16 protein-coding genes are annotated in these 17640 nt (G+C 59.5%); 9 read left to right on the top strand and 7 right to left on the bottom strand.

The annotated features are described in order from the left end of the window. The 3 genes from WBP53_RS08075 to WBP53_RS08065 all read left to right on the top strand — a co-directional run. A partial coding sequence (locus WBP53_RS08075) for a tetratricopeptide repeat protein (protein ID WP_423927720.1) occupies window positions 1–1487 on the top strand: 1487 nt, incomplete at its 5' end. 591 nt (window positions 1488–2078) lie between these two features. Continuing rightward, window positions 2079–2750 (top strand): SDR family oxidoreductase, encoded by a 672-nt coding sequence (locus tag WBP53_RS08070; protein ID WP_423927718.1) that lies wholly within the window; start codon window positions 2079–2081, stop codon window positions 2748–2750. A 268-nt stretch (window positions 2751–3018) separates the two neighbouring features. After that, complete coding sequence (locus WBP53_RS08065; RefSeq protein ID WP_423927716.1) at window positions 3019–3726, top strand: molybdopterin-dependent oxidoreductase; 708 nt, start codon at window positions 3019–3021, stop codon at window positions 3724–3726. Between the two features lie 193 nt (window positions 3727–3919). On the opposite strand, the gene WBP53_RS08060 is transcribed toward WBP53_RS08065, so the two are convergent. The 3 genes from WBP53_RS08060 to WBP53_RS08050 form a co-directional block, all read right to left on the bottom strand. After that, window positions 3920–4831 carry a DUF4105 domain-containing protein gene (locus tag WBP53_RS08060; protein WP_423927714.1) on the bottom strand — a complete coding sequence of 304 codons (912 nt, stop codon included), beginning with the start codon at window positions 4829–4831 and terminating at the stop codon, window positions 3920–3922. 137 nt (window positions 4832–4968) lie between these two features. Next, window positions 4969–5622, bottom strand: coding sequence for a DUF2238 domain-containing protein (locus WBP53_RS08055; RefSeq protein ID WP_423927712.1), 654 nt, complete (start codon window positions 5620–5622; stop codon window positions 4969–4971). 79 nt (window positions 5623–5701) lie between these two features. Beyond that, a complete protein-coding gene (locus WBP53_RS08050; protein WP_423927710.1) occupies window positions 5702–5857 on the bottom strand; it encodes a hypothetical protein in 156 nt (51 codons plus the stop codon). Between the two features lie 26 nt (window positions 5858–5883). Between WBP53_RS08050 and WBP53_RS08045 the strand changes: the two genes are divergently transcribed. The 4 genes from WBP53_RS08045 (at window position 5884) to WBP53_RS08030 (ending at window position 9531) form a co-directional block, all read left to right on the top strand. Beyond that, window positions 5884–6279, top strand: coding sequence for a YbaN family protein (locus WBP53_RS08045; RefSeq protein ID WP_423927708.1), 396 nt, complete (start codon window positions 5884–5886; stop codon window positions 6277–6279). A gap of 388 nt (window positions 6280–6667) precedes the next feature. Beyond that, on the top strand, window positions 6668–7762 hold the full coding sequence (locus tag WBP53_RS08040; protein WP_423927706.1) for a c-type cytochrome: 1095 nt from the start codon (window positions 6668–6670) through the stop codon (window positions 7760–7762). 139 nt (window positions 7763–7901) lie between these two features. Next, on the top strand, window positions 7902–8249 hold the full coding sequence (locus tag WBP53_RS08035) for a carboxymuconolactone decarboxylase family protein (protein ID WP_423927704.1): 348 nt from the start codon (window positions 7902–7904) through the stop codon (window positions 8247–8249). Window positions 8250–8769: 520 nt separating this feature from the next. Then, entirely contained in the window at window positions 8770–9531 is a 762-nt protein-coding gene (locus WBP53_RS08030; RefSeq protein ID WP_423927702.1) for a hypothetical protein, read from the top strand. Between the two features lie 98 nt (window positions 9532–9629). Here WBP53_RS08030 and WBP53_RS08025 read toward each other — a convergent pair whose 3' ends face one another. Both WBP53_RS08025 and WBP53_RS08020 read right to left on the bottom strand, forming a co-directional pair. After that, a complete protein-coding gene (locus WBP53_RS08025) occupies window positions 9630–11150 on the bottom strand; it encodes a L,D-transpeptidase family protein (protein WP_423927700.1) in 1521 nt (506 codons plus the stop codon). Between the two features lie 380 nt (window positions 11151–11530). Continuing rightward, window positions 11531–13903 carry a protein kinase domain-containing protein gene (locus tag WBP53_RS08020; protein WP_423927698.1) on the bottom strand — a complete coding sequence of 791 codons (2373 nt, stop codon included), beginning with the start codon at window positions 13901–13903 and terminating at the stop codon, window positions 11531–11533. A 279-nt stretch (window positions 13904–14182) separates the two neighbouring features. On the opposite strand from WBP53_RS08020, the gene WBP53_RS08015 reads away from it, so the two are divergent. Continuing rightward, window positions 14183–14572, top strand: coding sequence for a hypothetical protein (locus WBP53_RS08015; RefSeq protein WP_423927696.1), 390 nt, complete (start codon window positions 14183–14185; stop codon window positions 14570–14572). A gap of 246 nt (window positions 14573–14818) precedes the next feature. On the opposite strand, the gene WBP53_RS08010 is transcribed toward WBP53_RS08015, so the two are convergent. Beyond that, window positions 14819–15550: a hypothetical protein gene (locus WBP53_RS08010; RefSeq protein WP_423927694.1), complete on the bottom strand. Its 732-nt coding sequence runs from the start codon at window positions 15548–15550 to the stop codon at window positions 14819–14821. 290 nt (window positions 15551–15840) lie between these two features. Further along, window positions 15841–16335, bottom strand: coding sequence for a hypothetical protein (locus WBP53_RS08005; protein WP_423927692.1), 495 nt, complete (start codon window positions 16333–16335; stop codon window positions 15841–15843). A 668-nt stretch (window positions 16336–17003) separates the two neighbouring features. Here WBP53_RS08005 and WBP53_RS08000 point away from each other — a divergent pair. Next, window positions 17004–17640 (top strand): hypothetical protein (locus WBP53_RS08000; protein WP_423927690.1); only part of this gene is annotated, 637 nt, incomplete at its 3' end.

The raw sequence follows: 17640 nt of genomic DNA, 5'->3' as shown, positions 1-17640 counted from the left end.
GTGAACGAATCATCAGTGAAACCGAGCCGCCGACCTTGCGGCGTGCGCTCGCGACTTCGGACCTGAGTGCGGAGGAGAAACAAGTTCGTCTTTCGCGTATCGGCGGCGATCTCGAACGTATCGTTGCGCGTGCCTTGCACAAGGACCCGTCGCGCCGCTATGAATCTGCCCAGGCATTTGCAGATGACCTGAGCCGTCATCTGCAAGGGCGGCCGGTGCTCGCCCATCCGGACAGCATCAAGTATCGCTTCGGCAAGTTTGTGCAGCGCCATCGTATCGGTTCCGCAGCAGCAGCAGTGGCTGGCGCGGCGTTCCTGACTGCCGCAGCCATCGCGCTCTGGCAGGCTGCCGAAGCCGGCAGGGCGGCGCGGGACACGGGCTTGGTCAACGCCTTCCTTGTCGATGTCCTGTCGGTGTCGAATCCGTACGCGAGTGGCAGCGAAATCAGCCTCGCCGAAGCTCTTGACGACGCAGCCGAGAAAGCTGACGAAAGCTTCGGCAATCGGCCCGACCTGGCGGTCGATATTCGCTATTCGCTTGGCAAGAGCATGCTTGGGCGCTATCGGCTTGACGCCGCAGAAAAGCAGCTATCCCTCGCAATGGAGCAAGGCGAACTGCTTTTCGGCCCACTGGATCCCCGCTCGATCAAGGCAGTTGCAGCCCTGGCTTCGTTGCGCAAGGAACAGAACCGACTGATGGAGGCCAAGGCGCTCTACGATGAAGCGCTGGCCCGCATTGCGCGTAGTGGCCAGGCCAATACCCAATTGGAGTCCAACATCCTCAACGACTATGGGGTGCTCTTTCTCATCGAGGATGATTTTGAACACGCCGATCCCATGCTGCGCAGGGCGTTGTTGGCAGGTGACAATGCAAGCACGCCTCCAACCGATGACGAACGTGCGCAGACCCTTGGAAATCTTGCCCATTCTGCGCGCGGCCTCGGTGATCTGGACCGTGCCGATGCCCTGTACGACCAGGTGGAGGCGATCTTTGAGCGCCTGTATCCGGATGGCGGCCCTTACCTGGCCATCGTGCTGAACAATCGTGCCCGTCTCGCACGCGCACGCAAGCAGCCCGAGCAGGCGCTGGCCTATCTTCAACGTGCGGTCGCAATGCACCGCCATTCGTTCACTGGTGACCATGTCATGGTGCTAGTGCCCATGACCAATCTGGCCCGGCAATCGATAGAGCTCGGGAATGCTGAGCTCGCGATGCAGTGGGCCGGGCAGGCCGTGGCCATGTCCGATCGCATGTATGTGGAAACCGATCATCACTACCATGCGCAGGCACTGACCACCCTTGCCGACGCGCATCTCTTGCAGGCGCACTATTCAGATGCGTCAGATTTGCTTGCGCGAGCCGAGACTTCGCTTGAGCGACTGGAATCGCCGCATGAAGGCTCGCAGAAGTATCTTGATGACGTGCGCGCGCGAATGTGCGCGAACGAAGCTGCAACGGGCCTGCCCGCACGCAATCACACTCCTTGAGGTCCGGATTCAATGTTCTGGTGACCGGTGCCCTCGCCAACACTTGAGGCTCGGATCAGGTTGAACTTCCTGCAGTTCCGCAGTTCCGCAGTTCCGCAGTTCGGCGGACCAAATCCAGAAGCACTGCCGGGAAGCCCAAGGGTGGAAGGTATTTGGTTCTCGAATGATTTGCGCCCTGACTGGCTGCAGATCTGCGCATCGATCGAACTTGGACGGAAGCTATCGCTGGATATTCCTGTATGGAAGACTTCAACTTGATCTCGAAGTTTGTGCCTATCGCATCGCCATCGCTTCTTCATTGGTGTACGCAATAGCGCAAGAGCACTTGATGGTTCATTCTCCCTTGCTGCCACGCTGTGGCCGAACCTTGAAACGCGAGGTTCGTTCCCGACTCTTCAAGCGCAGCATCGGCTCGGACCTGTAGTGTGATGCGGCATACGCTTCCGAAGCGCGTGTCTGCCAGGACAGGTGCATTCTCAGCTGCCTTTCCGCTGACTCCATTTCATGAGCCCCGCGGCAATTCAGGCCACGCTTGATCACGGGCACGGTCGTCTCCATATCCTGAACTCCATTCAGCATCAGGAGATTGTCTTGTCTACCATTCTTGTCACCGGAGCCAACCGTGGTATCGGGCTTTCGCTTGCGAAGCAGTATGCGGCGCGCGGCGACGACGTGATTGGCACTTGCCGTGAAAGCAGCGACGCACTGGAGGCGACGGGCGCGCGGGTGGAATCCGGTGTTGACGTGACTGACGGTGTTGCGCTTGCGGCCTTGGTGAAGCGCCTGGGTGATACGCGTATCGACGTCCTGGTTTGCAATGCCGGCATCCTCTCGAAGGAAACGCTGGGTGCCATCGACGAGGATGGGTTCGAGCAGATGCGTCGGCAGTTCGAGGTGAATTCGCTCGGCCCGCTGCGCACGGTACAGGCCTTGTCAGGGAACCTGGCAAAGGGCGCGAAGCTAGGCATCCTGACCAGTCGCATGGGCTCGGTTGCGGACAACGGTTCTGGTGGCTACTACGGATACCGGGCGTCAAAGGCAGCAGTGAACGCGATTGGAAAGTCGCTGGCACTGGACCTGAAAGACCGTGGTGTGGCGGTGATGCTGCTGCACCCCGGATACGTCGCGACCGAGATGGTTGGTGGCAGTGGCGACATCAGTCCGGATGCGGCTGCCATGCAGTTGGTCGAACGCCTGGATGCGCTCACACTTGAACAGACCGGCAGCTTCCGCCATGCCAAGGGTGACGAGCTGCCCTGGTAGCAAAACCCGGTGCAGTCGAAGCGGTATCAGGTTTCAATTCTCGAACCTGCTTTTGCATAGCCGGTTTGGTTGGCCCGGCTTTGCTGGATGGAAGCTGGATTTGCAGGAGCATCCACTGCCATGGAGTCGCCGCTGTGTGGCGAAGCAGGATGCTGATTGGGCTGAAATGTCCGGCGGAACGGCCAGAATGCCGGAGTGCTCGGTTAGCATGGCGCGACACGCCGGCAACATCCCTGGTAGTGCGTTGAGTGGTTTCAGAGGAGTCTGCATGAGAACGAGCGCGGCCTTGCCACCAGGACAGCGAGAAATCGAGAGTTTTCCGCGTTTCGGTTTGACTCCGTTTGCCGTGCGCTTTCCAAAGGCTATTGATGCAATCAAGGTTCAGATCGCCGGTGACGTGGAGTCGTCCCTGGAAGTCGGGACCGAGCTCGATGCCCTCGCGCGGGTCGAGCAGTGCTCCGATTTTCATTGTGTGACCACCTGGACACACCGGGCACTTCGGTGGAGCGGCATTCGCTTCTCGGATTTCTACCGGCAGGTCGTGGTGCCGCTTGCCAGGCCGTCTGCGCAGGCGACATTCGTCGTTCTGCGCGGCCAGGACGGCGCGCGCTCGAGCCTGCCACTTGAAGATCTGCTGGCGTCGGATGTGATTCTCGCGGATCGATTGAACGGCGAGCCGCTGACAATCAAGCATGGCGCACCCTTGCGCCTGGTGGCACCCGCTCACTACGGCTACAAGAGCGTCAAACACGTCAACCGCATCGAGTTCTGGACCACCAGTTCCGAGTATCGCCCCGTCGGTTTTCGTTTCATGGATCACCCCAGAGCCAGAGTCGCCTACGAAGAACGTGGCCAATGGATTCCGGGGTGGGTACTGCGCTATCTGTATCGACCGCTGGTGCGACCAACAATGTCGCGCTTCGAGCGAACCCTGAAGGATCACCTCAAGTCTATCGGGCGTGGCGAAGAACCGTAGTGGCCGTCCAGCCACTCATATCAGAGCGGGCGATTTCCCGGCAGGCCGGTTTTCCCGGATCCTGCTTGCCACTTGAAGAGTGAGCCGATTGCGAAATGGAATGGATCCCGCGTTGGAGCCAGTTCGCGCCTTCCGGAAACCCGCTGGAAACAGCGTGCCAATCGTTCCCGCTGACCGCGCTTCGGACTCGGATTCATTTGCGATGGTGCGAGCGAATCGCCTCTGAAAAATTCACGCTGTCGGCATGTTTCAGCGCGAGATCATTGATACGGAACGCGGCGCGAAACTGCTCGCGGGGAAGGGCTGTGTCAATCATGCCAAGATCGAAGGCCAGGTCGTCCGAATAGGCCGGCAGCAGGGTCTTGTAACTGAATGGAATTGGTTCGGGTGTGATCAGGCTGACATGGTCAACGATGTTGCTGGTGCAAGTGCTGGTAAGTGTGTTGTAGAACTCGGGCTGTTCCGCCAGCGCGTTGGCGCGTTCCAGCATTGAGACGAACAGCGCACGTGCCGCGGCCTGGGTCACCCGCATCGGGTAGAGGTGCACGTCGTCATTGCGGTGATTGGCGCGCAGGCCGATCAGGTCGCGTTCGTCGCCGACTATGTAGGCCAGCTCGTACTGTCGAAGGAGTCCGCTCAGTGGCGAGAACGCTTCACCGCGTTCCTTGCGAATCTCGACCGAGATGGAAATATATTCGCCATTGTCGAAGCCGAAGCTCAGGAAGGTGTGGGCTGGCCCGCGCCAGGAGGCGAAGGGCTCGACCACATACCAGACCGATTCCAGTTGGCGCAGGTCAAAAGTGCGATCTTCCCAGTGCACATCGAAGTCTGTCGTCGACCGATAGTAGGCATTTCGCACGTTCCGCACGCGTACGCTGTCGCCGGAAAATTCGGCGGTCGCAAGGTGCTGCTGATCGAGTGACCAGTCGCGATCGTTCGACGGACGCAACAAAAGCACCAACAACAGGTAGCTCATTATGGCGGCGGCAGACAGTACCAGCAGGCTGCGGCGTATCAGATGGCGTCGGGGTGCGGGATCGGTCATGTCGTCGCCATGGTAAACCGAGCGGTAGCGTCCGTAAGTGTTTGCCTGCGACCGGGGCACGTGCTGGATGCCGGGGCAAGCTGAGGTCGGTGAAGTGTGGATCTATGCGGAAGACGTTGGCAACGCAGCGCGTTGGAGCGGGCCGCCGTTTGAAGCGATGCGCGGCATCGCAACATGCCGCGCGTGCCCGTTTCCCCTCAACGCACGCCGAGCTGGCGGTTATGCCAGCGCGTCAGCAGGAGTTGGGCCAGGATTGCGCCGCATAGCGCCAGGAACATGTCCCATTGAGTGTCCCAGATATCTCCCTGGGTTGCGAGGTAGGCATCGGCGTCTCCCCCCATGATCAAGGCGGCCCACCATTCGATGAACTCGAAGAACGCGCTGAAGCTGAGACAGGCGGCGCAGACCAGGTAGAACAGCCAGCCGCCCGGCCGCAATGGCGTCAGACGCAGCAACAGTTCGCGGGCGAGGATCGCCGGCACGAAACCCTGTGCGAAGTGGCCCAGACGATCGTAGTGGTTGCGCGCGAGGTCGAACGAATCGCGCGCCCAATTGCCGAGTGGTGTCTCTGCGTAGGTGTACTGACCGCCGTAAATCAGGATCACGTCATGGATCGCGAGCAGCCAATACAGCATGCGCGTCAGCGGGAATCGCCTGCGTGTGCCGATCAGCAGCGGGATCGCAGCCAGCACCCAGATGACTTCCATCAACCAGGTCAGGCGGTCGTTCGGCGCAATCGCCGACCACAGCAGCACTGCACCGACCAGAGTCAGCAGGACAATCGCCTCGCGCCGCCCCACGCCGACGACCGGCACGCTATTGCGCAATTCGTCCATCATCGATCCCCTCACGTCATGCACGTTCAGCGTCGACAATAGCGCAGTTGGTTGCCGGCAGCCGAAAGTATCGACCTTGGCATGCGCTGCTTGTTCACAACCCGGTCAGGTTCCAATTTCGACGTCCGTTCTGGCTTTTGCCCTGCAGGAACGAGGTGTAGTGCTGCACCGCATCGGCGATGTAATCTATTTGCTGGCGCTTTCTCGCATCGCCAATGGAGGTCAGCCGAATGATCGAAACCACATCCATCGGCCTTGCAGCCGGTAGACATTTTCGTGAGTGAAGAGACGCCCCCCGGACCCCGCCGCCGCTGGCGTTGGGCATGGTGGCTGCTGGCCTATGTCAGCCTTGGGCTAGGCATCATTGGCATTGCGCTGCCCGTGGTTCCGACCGTTCCGTTCATCCTGCTTTCCGCCTACGCGGCCTCGCGCGGATCGCAGCGACTTCACGACTGGCTGCTCAGCCACCCGTACATGGGGCCGATGATCAGCGATTGGCGCGAAAATGGTGTGGTTGGCCGGAATGCCAAATGGATGGCCACGACGATGATGGCTGCTACATCGTTGTTGTTGTTTGCCTTGTCACCGCACTTGTGGCTGGCCATTGGTGTCAGCGCGATGATGATGCTGATCGCGATCTGGCTATGGTTGCGACCTGAATCACCCCGGTAGGCAATCCAGGCGCTTTCATCGAGCTGCATTGTTGGAAGGAATGGCGGGGAACTCCGCCACCCGGTGAGGTCCGTCAGCGCATTCGTGACGTTCGGGCCCGGCGAAGGTAGCTGTGTCTCCTTCAACGAATCATTCGTTCGCGGAAAGACGCGCGGCACATCGAAATTCCTCGGCGAACGCGGAATAGCCAATGCTTCGCAATTCGGAAACTGATCACGAATCCAGTAAGCCGGCGCATTCGGGCTGTCCATCGCCTTCTGCTTGCCCGCAGGCTTGGCCGAGCACCCATGACAGTCCCTGCGAACCCTGTTACTTGATCTGAGTCAGTCCTCTTGCAGGTGAAAAGGGCTATTACTGAACACATGGTAGTCGACGGAGTAGCCAATCCATGGAAACCATGAAGGTGTTCAGAGTCCTGTTTTCACTCTGTTTACTGCTGCAATTCGGCCACGCCGCTGCGGGCAGCGATGAGCTGGAGCGCGGCGAGGCTGTCTTCTCGTCGCATTGTGTCAGTTGTCATGGCGCTGCCGGGCAGCCCGATCCTGAATCGGCCCTGGTCAAGGCGCTGGGTGTTGTGCCGGCCAATTTCTCCGACAAGCTGTTCAACAGTCGCGAGCCCGTTTCAGACTGGAAGACCGTGGTCACCGATGGCGGACCGGCACTGGGATTTTCCGAAATGATGCCGGCATTCGGTGGCGTGCTGTCCGAGTCCGACATCAATGCGGTGCTTGCGTATGTCAAAACCGGCATCGGCGGAGAACACGACTATCCAGACGGTGATCTCAATCTATTTTTGCCGTTGCGCACCAAGAAGGCCTTCCCCGAGGACGAGTGGGTTTGGAAGCAACGCTACAGCGGGCTGGATGGCGACGATGCCTGGAAGAACACCCTGGAGTATGAGTTCCGCCTCGGCACGCGCGCTCAGGGCATTCTGGAAGTCACCTACGAGGACAAGGGCAGTACCTCCGAATTCGGTCACTTCGAACCAGGATTCAAGTATGTGCTCAAACATGACCGGCGAGCCGGGTTCATTCTGGCGGGCGCGGCGCAGATAGGCGTGCCCCTCAACAATGATGCGCACTGGGAGTTTCTGCCTTACATCGCTGTAGGCAAGGTAATCAACGAGGGGCTCACCTTTCAGGGCAGCGGCCGGCTCAAGCTGGATCTGGAAGACTCCGACCATAGCAGTGCGGAGTTTGCCGGCGTCGTGCACTGGACTTACACGTCTCTGCCGCGCAACGTATTTCCGGCCCTGGAGTTTGTTGCCGAGGTTCCATTCGAACGCGGAACCGGTGCCGAGCGCAAGGATGCCGTACAGCTCTCCATGCTGCCACAGGCGCGCATTGGCCTGAACAAGCGCGGCAACATCGCACTAAACGTGGGTGTCGAGTTGCCGCTAAATGACACCGATCGCTATGACTGGCGTGGCTACGTTTACTTCATCTGGGACTTCGCGGACGGAGGTCTTCTGGAAGGCTGGTAGATGCAACGCCGTAGCCAGGCGAGGCCGGTTCAGGGAATCGGTTCCCGTCCACCCTGGTTGCATTCGACGGAGGTCGCTGATGGCATGCATCGCAGTCCTCCGAGGCAACCCGCCACAATCACACCTGTTGGAGACGACCATGAAAGACTTTCCCGCGCACTACCAGGAACTTGGCACCTGGATGGAGAAACTGGGCACGGCACTCCCGGATGTGATGCAGGGTTTCGGTGCATTGCATGATTCCAGTCTCAAGGCCGGGGCACTGGACAGCAAGACGAAGGAGTTGATCGCATTGGGCATCGCAATCACGGTTCGCTGCGACGGCTGCATCACCTACCACGTGCATGATGCATTGAAGGCTGGCGCGAGCAAGGAAGAGATTCTGGAAGCAGTGTCGGTGGCCATCATGATGGGCGGCGGTCCTTCCGTGGTGTACGGGATTGAAGCCATGCAGGCGGTCGAACAATATCTGGTGCACGGGGTCTGATGGCAGCAGGTGACGAACTCCAGAAACCGGTACTGGTGGCATCAGTCTGGTAGTCCGCGTGTGGGGTCATCTTGAGAGCCCGGGTCGCACCAGGGTGATTGCCAGGGCTGTCGCCGTACTGCAGTCCCTCTGGCAGATTTTCGGCGGGAAACCTGGCCGTGAAAACAGCACCGGGGCCCACAGATTTACCGTTACGGATGGCTGGCACGCGCGCACTTGCGGCTTTGCAGGATGATGATCGAGCGAGGTCGGATGTTCTGCAGAAAAGCGGGATTCTGCAAAGGTCTCAGCATGAAGTTTGCCGGCTGGGTCGGCCAGTGATCGGGCTGGCTCTACGCATCGCTACCGACACGCTTGTCCGCATGTCAAAAGCGCGCAGACATGACTGCCAGAGATACTGCCGAAAATCAGTTGGAGTGGTAGTCTTGCGAGTTACATGTCCAGGAGCAAAGCAGTGAGTACAGTCAGCATTCGAAGCAACACCCGTTTCGGTTTTTCGTGTGTGTTGTCGATGGCATGCATGCTGCCAGCTGCAGCCATGGCCGAAGTGCCAGTGCTCGATGTGTTTTCGGTACGACTGGCGACCTATTTCACACAACTCGATACGGTAGCTCGGGTCGAGGGCAGCGTTATTGACAGCGGCACCGATATCGATTTGCAACGTGACCTGGGGCTGAAAAGTTCTGAGGCGATTGCCTTTGCACAGGTGGACTGGCGACCATGGGCCCACCATGGTTTTGGAGTGAGCTACTTCAACAACTCACGTTCCTCCAATCGCACCCTGCAGCGCGACATCATCTTCGAAGGGCAGGATTTTCCAGCTGGTTCGCGGGTGCGCACCGAGTTGGAGATGGAAGGCTACGAGATGCACTACGTCTTTTGGGCCTGGCAAAAGGAAAACTGGGCGTTGGGGCCGCGAGTAGGCTTGGTGTATTACGACATCGGGTTGTCTCTTGAAGTCGAGCAGACGACAGCCGTCAACAGAGCCGACGCCAACAGTGGCGTGCCCGCACCAAGCATTGGGTTCGATTGGCGTTGGCGTCCTGCAGATGATTGGCGGATCTACGCAAGTGCAGGGGTGTTCAACGCCACCATCAACGATGTCGATGGCAGCGTAGCGGTAGGCCAGATTGGGGTCGAATGGTTCCCGTGGGAAAGGTTCGGTGTATATCTGGACTACAGCCGCAACAAGATTGATGTCAATCTTGATCGTCGTGATTACAGGGGTTCGCTCGAACTCGATGACAGCGGCGCCAGAACGGGCATCATTTTCAGGTTCTAGCAAATATGCCTGTGCCATTCGAGTCCGGTTGAAATCCGGTTGCTTCCTCCGCCCGTCTGGATCGTCCAAAGAGGCTGTGACCTCCAGCGGACGTGGCGTCAGGGTGCCTTCACGGGCGGAGCGCGATCGAGAGCGATGACAAGTTCGGGATCGCGCATGTAGATGTCATCGATGAATCGGACGCTGTCGTTGCCGTCGTATACGGTGGTCAGGTACAGCAGGTGGACGGGGACCGATTCGTCCAGCACGACTGTCTGGGCGTTGCTTGCGCTCGCCGCTGCTTCGATGCGTTCGGTTGTCCATTCCGGCATCGGCGAAAGAATCCACTGGGCGAGCGCGAGAGGAGACTCGACACGTATGCAGCCGGAGGAGAAGCTGCGTCGAACGCGTCCGAAGAGTGCCGGGTTCGAAGTGTCGTGCAGGTAGACATTGTGCGCGTTGGGGAAAATGAACTTTACCGAGCCCAGTGCGTTCTGTGGCCCTGGTCGCTGGCGCACGCGATAGGGGAAATTGGCTGCCGACACTGCCTTCCAGTTGATGCCGGCCGGATCAACCATGCGGCCGTCGCGATCGAGTACTTCATAGCCGCCGCGCGTCACGGCACCAGGATCGCGCCGGAACAGTGGCAGCTTGTCCCGCACGGCGAGCGAACGGGGAACTTCCCACCAGGGACTGAAGACCAGGTAGGTGATGGCGCCCGAGAAGCTGGGTGTGCGTCGGTACTGTTGCCCGACGATGACCTGATGTTCCCGCTCGATTGCGCCACTGTTCCAGGCCTCGAGGCGGTAGTCTGCGATGTTGACCCGAATGTGGCGGCGACCCATGTCGTCAGGCAGCCAGCGCAGTCGTTCGAGATTCGCTCGAATCTGGTTGATGCGATCCGTCGCGCGCCGGTTGAGCTGAAACAGGGTTTGCGTGCCGACTATGCCGTCGGGCTCAAGGTTGGTGCGGCGCTGGAATGCGCGAACGGCACTCTCCACCGATGCATCGAAACTTGAATCGACGCCGCCGTCCGGAGCTGCCTCAAGCAGCCCTGAAAGGAACAAACGGGCGCGTAATTGTTCGACACGCATTCCCGAGTCGCCGAGGCGAAGGGCAGGGCCGGAATTGATGGCAGTCCAGCGCCCCAGCGCGGCGTAGCTGCGAAAGCGAACCAGAGTCGTGCGAAGTGCGGCGTACAGGGAATCTTGCGGTGCAAGGCGTTCGAGGGCGCCGGCTACATCCCCGTCGGCAAGCGCCTGTTCGAGTAGCACTACAGCATCGATACCGGGCCGGATGGCTGTCCAGTCAGGCTCGACGGTCAGGGGATCGACGCGGCCAGCATGCAGGTGCGCGGCCAGTGCAAGCCAGGCATCGGTAGCCAACAGCTCGCGCGTGGCATCGCAGCGACCGGACCCGATCAGGCCGTCCAGATGGTAGTCGTGCGCCTGCAAGCCGTGAGTCTCGGAATTTTCGATGGCGCCGATCAGCGATTGCAGTGCGGCCTGACAACCAGGGCCAGTCCAGGCTGGCTGGAATCCGCGACGCGTGTAGAAACGACGTACCGCCCTGGCGTCAAAGAGCTCGTCCGGATCGTCGGGGAGCTGCACAAGGCCAGGGCTTCCGAGCAACTCGCGCACGCTTGGATCCGTAGAAGTGGCGTGGGTGAGTGCGCCCGCCAGTAGCCCCAGCAGCAGGGCAACGCGCGCAAGGTGAACGCTGGCGGCGATCCTTCGGGAAGGAGATCTTGCGTTCTCGAAATACATTGCCCCGGGCGCTGCAAACAGGAAGCAGAGCCAGCAGTACTGGAATAGCCTGGGACGGAGTGCCATACGGCTCCCAGTATAGCCGGAGGGAGACTGGCGAATTCGCGGGTTCGTGCGGCGCTTCAGAACGCGTGTGAGGGAGTGGAGGTCATTTCAGAAGAACTCGCAGGTAATGCAGGTTGGGCATTTTGGCGAGCTGAATGTTTCGATTCGTTCGTTGCCGGGGCGTGTCGCTGGACTTCGCTCATTCGATGCTACTGCCTGGTCTTTGGTTCTTGCGTCTTCTGGACGAGTGCGTTGGCGGCTTCTATCCACGCAGGATCTACGCCAGAGGCCTTCTTGTAGATGGTCTGCGCGTACAACGCATTCTTGCGTGCCAGTGGAAGCTGGTTGGTCTTCAAGTAGAGCTCTGCGAGCGCCTGATGTGCCTTGCCGATGCGCGGATGACCTGGCTCGTAACTGTCTTCGGCAATTCTCAGGGCTTCCAGTCCATTGCGTTCCGCTGCCGCAAAGTCGCCTGCCTTTGTCTGCACGTGGGCCAGATTGAACAAGGCGGTGGCGGTCTGTGGATGGTTTTTGCCGAGGGTCTGGCGGCGAATGTTCAAGGATTGCGTCAGGTTTTCGATGGCCTTGTCCAGCATGACTTGTTCGAGGAAAAGATGGGCCTGATTGTTCAGCACGATCGCATAGGCGGGATTCATTTCGCCTGTCGCCTTGCGCTGCATCTCAAGTGTTTTCTCGAATGATTTCCCGGCGGCATCCAGTTTGCTGTTGCCTTGCTGGGCAGTGGCCAGATTGCCCCAAAGCGTGGCCAGTGTCGCTACCGGAATGCCTGGCCAGTCTTCTGCCGCGGCAACCGCCTTGCGCGAAATGGACTCACTTCGGGGGTAGTCACCGGCATCAATCAGCATGCCGGCGAGATTGATCAAGGCATCGACGCGCAGGATGGAAGCTCGATCGGATCGATCCACATCAATCAGATCCAGTGCCTGTCGAAAATGCATTTCTCCGGCTTTGAAGTCGCTCTTCCACCAGTCGATGATGCCAAGTCCGGCAGTGGCCTCCGCAATATCGAGCTTTGATCCTGCCTGTTCTCGCAGGGTCAACGCTCTTTCCATTTGTTCCTGTGCCGGTTCAATCTCGCCAAGGTTCTGCAAGGCATATCCGATCGCGTAGCGCAGGTCGGCTTCGAGCAGGGGTTGTCCCTTGAAGCGAGTATCAATGCTGGTTGTGGACTGCTTGATCGCGCCAATCAGGGTGGCCGACTCCGAATTCTCGTAGGGATCGGCGCGACCGATCATTTCGACGAGGAAGTCCTTCGTGCTCTTGGCCCGTTCGGCTTCCTGCAGGGCGATGTCGCGCTGCCGCTGGGCTTCGCGCGCTTGCAAGCTGACGGCGACCAATCCGCCGAGCAGGGCGACAATCGCGAAAGTGACTGCGGCGACAACGAAACGGTGTCGCACAATGAACTTGCCGGCGCGGTAGGATCGTGATGCACCGCGTGCCTTGACTGGCAGGCCCGACAGATATCTGCCGATGTCGGCGGCGAACGAAGCTGCACTCTTGTAGCGGTCGTTCGGCAGCTTGCGCAATGCGGTCATCACGATGCGATCGAGATCGCCACGCAGCTTGCTGCGAAGTTTGCGATTGTCGTCCAGGCCAGCCGGCGGGCGCGCCCGCATCATCGCTACGCGGGAGCTCGGGTCAGGTGGAATCGTTTCGCAGACGCTGCGTTCGATTTCACCCGGTGAGAGGCTGTTTGTCGTGTATGGACGCGAGCCAGTCAGGATTTCGTAGAGCAGAATGCCAAGCGAATAGATGTCGCTGGCGACGCTGATGTCCTGTCCGCGGATCTGTTCCGGGCTGGCGTAGTCAGGCGTCAGCTCGGTCAGTCCCGGCACGGTCGCCGGCAAGGCTGCTGCGAATTCTTCTGCGCGCAGTACCTTGGCGATGCCAAAATCGACCAGGACGGTGCGCCCCTCTTTCGTCGCCAGCACGTTGGCCGGCTTGATGTCGCGATGCACGATGCCCTTCTGGTGGGCGACTTCGAGTGTTTCGCAAATGTTCTGGAACAGTTTCAGACGGGCTTGCAGATCGAGGCTGTGGTTTTCGCAATACTTCGTGATCGGCTCGCCTTTGATCAGCTCCATCACGACGAAGGGCGTGCCTTCAGCAGTAGTTCCGCCGTCGATCAGTCGCGCGATGCCGGGATGTTCCAGGCTTGCGAGGATCTGGCGTTCCGCGGTGAATCGTTGCAACGCGGAATCGCTGACCAGATCCTGAAGGAAAAGCTTGATGGCGACTTCCTGTTCGAAGGCGCCATCCGCACGACGAGCGCGGTAGACCGCACCCATGCCTCCGCGTCCGAGTTCGCTGATCAGCTCGTAGCGACCGATTCGTTTGCCGCTTCGATTGGGAGGCTGCGTAGAAACCGGGCTGCTTTCCAGAAAATCACCGCACGCAGCGGCAGCGTCGCCCATGCGCTGCATCGCCTTCATCAGCTTGGGATTGTCGCCACAGTGTTGCTGCAACCAGGCCGCGCGCTCGTCTTCCGGTTGTTCGAGATAGGCCGGGAGGCGGGACAGAATCTCGGAATCCAGGCTATTGGAGTTCGGGGCAGGATTCATGGTGGCAGTTCAATGGCATGAAGTGGCGGCCTCGTGCAGTGTCTCACAGACAATCAGCAGTTCGATGCTGATGAGTCGCGCGGATACTATGTGGAGATTCCCTGAGGCCCGGCGCAAATCGGGAATGATCTTGAGTCCTGAGTCGGGAAATCCAGGGTGGAGCACGATATCCGGGGCTTTCAACTTTTGTTCTGACGGCACCATTTGTGGGCTTGTTGATGCCCAGAAGCGTGTAGAGTTCAGCCGGTCGCGTTACGCGTCGAATTCGGAGCTGGAACCATGAAGATCAAGGCGCTGCTTGCGGCGATCGCGGTGGTGGAGTTCGCAACCGGGGCAGGTTTGGTGTTCGTTCCATCCGTCATTGTCGAGATCCTGCTCGGCCATTCCCTGGAGTCCGAAGTTGCGCTCGTCGTGGCTCGCATAGCGGGGCTTGCACTGATCGCCATGGGCCTTGTCTGCTGGTTCGAGAAGACGACCACGCGTGGAGGATCTCCTGACAGCTTGTTGACAGGCTTGCTTGTGTACAACATCGGTGTGCCAGTGCTTCTGGTCCATGGCTACCTGGCGCACGGCATCGAAGGAGTCGCGTCATGGCCTGCCGTTGCCTTCCATCTGGTTCTCGCAGCCTGGCTTGCAGCATGCCTTCGTCACGGACGCTCCGCCCGCTAGGTTCGCCTGCGTGCTGGAATCCTTGCTGCAAGTTGCCACCTGCAGCATCGCGCATCCGAGTCCTCTCACCCCCAAGCTGACGCGCAGGGTGCCAGCCACTGTGTCCTGAAGCCTTGAACTGATCGCGCTATTCCTCCCCGCAAATTTGAGCCTGCCTGCCCTGCGTGTGCAGGGTGCAGCAAAGATCAGGGGTGTCGATTGATTCGTGCGGCAGTCGACCCCGCAATTCGTTCTCCAAGGCGCCTGTCAGAACACCAGAAAAAGCAGCAGGATCAGCAAGCCGGCACCAAGCAGCAGGGCTGCAAGCGCAGCAAGAATGATCAGCGCCGCAACCAGCAATGGCTGGTCCTTGGAGAGCCTTTCAAATCGCGTGAGAGTGCAGGGCACCTTTGGTGCTGGAAGTTGCTCGGCAGTGGCGAGGATCGAAAGTAGCTCGTTGATTGCCTCGAACGTGTAGTCCGGTGTGAGGGTCTCAGGTTGCAGAATGGGGCTTGCGTAGTGAATGGTGCCCGGCCCGAAATGGATGCTGCCGGCAAGGGAAGCGCTGGCATTCCGTGTGAGCAGGTCACTGATCGTCGTTGCTGCGCGCGGTTGATGCACCAGGCGCAGGGCATAGTCGCGATCAGCCGTTACGACGTCAAAGCCATCCAGAGAGGTAGGCACATCGGCGAGTACCTGCTGCTTTCTCCAGCGATAGACCCAGCGAATGAATGGGTTCCTGGCGAACCCCGAGCGCACGAAGAACAGCCGTACGCGCACTGCAGTGGAAAGTTCGATACGCAGGCGGTAGCCAAGGTGTTCGCGGCTGCGCACCTCTCCGGTGTAGCGCGTGCGGCCTTGCCTGCTGAGGGTCACGATGCACGAGCGGCCGTTGATCTGGCCACTCCAGGCGAGCTTCCCCAATCCGGACTTGCGCTCCAGCTCCCGGGATTCCAGCGACTGACTCAGGCGTTCCACGAAAGCGGCGGATGCGGTCATGATCTGTCCTGGGTAATCGCTGGCAAGAGCCAGCTCGGGACAGCCACTATACGAGCAGATCGTGTGGGGCGAGCACCCAACAGGCATCAAGCAGCTCGACCCGCTTGAAATCGAGGGCGGCGGACTGCCCATGCAGAGGGCGCGCCGACATCTGAACGCGCTGCACCTCCCGCGATTCGACTCAGGCTTTCCGCGCTACTTTAACTCCAGTGCTTTTCCAGCACGTTCGGTATCCAGACCGCGTTCAGTCGTTTCGGGAATCGAATTCCCGATGGGGTGCCGCGCCTGGCTCAATCATCGAAGCCTGAGAGAAAGACTTCATTGGGGACCAGGTCGTAGCACTCGCCGCCGGGAACTGGCGTGGACACGTAGGTGTTCGGGTCGAGGGTCACTTCAACCAGGCGCGTGTTCGAAAGCTGGACGTTCAAGGTCGCCGGCCCTGGCGCCTGGGTGATCGTGATCGTGCCGGTACTCTGGAAGAACAACTTGTTGTTCACAGGATCCGTGTAGTCACGACTGAAAGTGATGCATTGATCGCAAGTGGAGTAATTGTCGTTGGCGCCAGTCGCAAGGTTGAACGATCCAAACGAGCTCGAGTAGAACTCGGCATCCAGTTCGTCGATGGTTGGCTCGCCCGCGAGAAACCCCTCGGAAATAATGTAGCGCCAGTAGCCTGGGCCAGTGAACGACAACGTTGTGGACGGGGGTGCCACCAGGTTTGCGCAGGTTTGTGCATATGACGTGGTGGATAGCAGCGCGATGACAACCGCAACAAGAATGCGCATTTCTCTCTCCTTTTACGACGGGTACGGCGGAAAAATCGGGCTCTTGGTTGCGATCTGGCCCAAGGTCGGGCGCTAGTGGTTATGAGTGTGCTTCCGGAGAAGCATTCTGTGAAAAAACCGAAACGCAATCGAAGATCTGCCCGCGCTCAACGAAGGTAGTGCGTGAAACAGTGCCAAAACGGCTCACGGAATTGCTCTTGGCCCGGTCATGGCCGCACAACCGGCACCAGCGGCATCCGCCAATCCCCGAAACTGGGCACCGGGACATGAATGAAGGGGGGGGGGAGCCAGGCCCCCGTCGGCGCTGACAGAAGCGAGCAGGGAGACAGGCAAAATCAGGATTCTGCATTTCCCGGTTCGATCCAGGAGGTCCATCGAGGTCGCAATCGGCCTGATTGCCATCCTTTGCGGATGCGACACCATCTAGCCAATACCGGTGTGCGGAACTCGCCAGCGCTGCTGTTTACCCCGAGATTCTGCGATTGCATGCGATTTGCAGAGAACTTTCAGAGTTTCTTCATGACTTGCCGGCACCGAATGACCACGATGGAGTCAGACTCCTGCATGGAAACTCTCCGATGAATGCACCGATCCAGGTCCACCACGATTTTGTCCCCCCAGTCGATGCGTTTGGGATCCCTATCAGGAAGGGGGCAAGGTCTCTAGCTGTGACATTCACGGTATTGCTGTTGTTGGCGAGTCTGCCAAGCGCCATCGCCGCCCAATTCGATATTCCGGGTCCGCCTGGCAGCATTGAATTCGGCGCCGAAGTTGCCGTGCTTCCGAATGGCAATATCGTCGTGGTGGATCCGGAAGGGCCTGGTGCGGTGCACTTGTATGGCACCGAGGGTGTGTTGATTAGCACGCTAACGGGAGGCAAGGCCGACGACCGGATTGGCAATCGCGGTATCACCGTGCTGGGTAGCGGACATTTCGTAGTGTCCAGCACTAACTGGGATAGCGATACGATCATCAATGTCGGTGCAGTCACCTGGATCAATGCCGATACCGGCCTGAATGGCGTGGTCTCCGCAACCAACTCGCTGGTCGGCAGTTCGATCGATGACCGCGTTGGTGACGTTACCGCGCTCGAGAATGGCAACTATGTCGTCAGTTCTCCCAATTGGAGCAATGGCGGCATCGAGGCCGTCGGCGCGGTGACCTGGGCAAATGGAAACTCCGGGTTGAGCGGCCCGGTTTCCCCAGCCAACTCGTTGATTGGCTCGACTGCCGATGATCAGATCGGCAACGAAGGTGTAGTTGCGCTCAGCAATGGCAACTATGTAGTTGCCAGCGCATCCTGGA

This window comes from Dokdonella sp., assembly GCF_049593775.1.
In the GTDB taxonomy this organism is placed as follows: domain Bacteria; phylum Pseudomonadota; class Gammaproteobacteria; order Xanthomonadales; family Rhodanobacteraceae; genus Dokdonella.
This window is presented reverse-complemented; position numbering and strand designations above follow the sequence as displayed.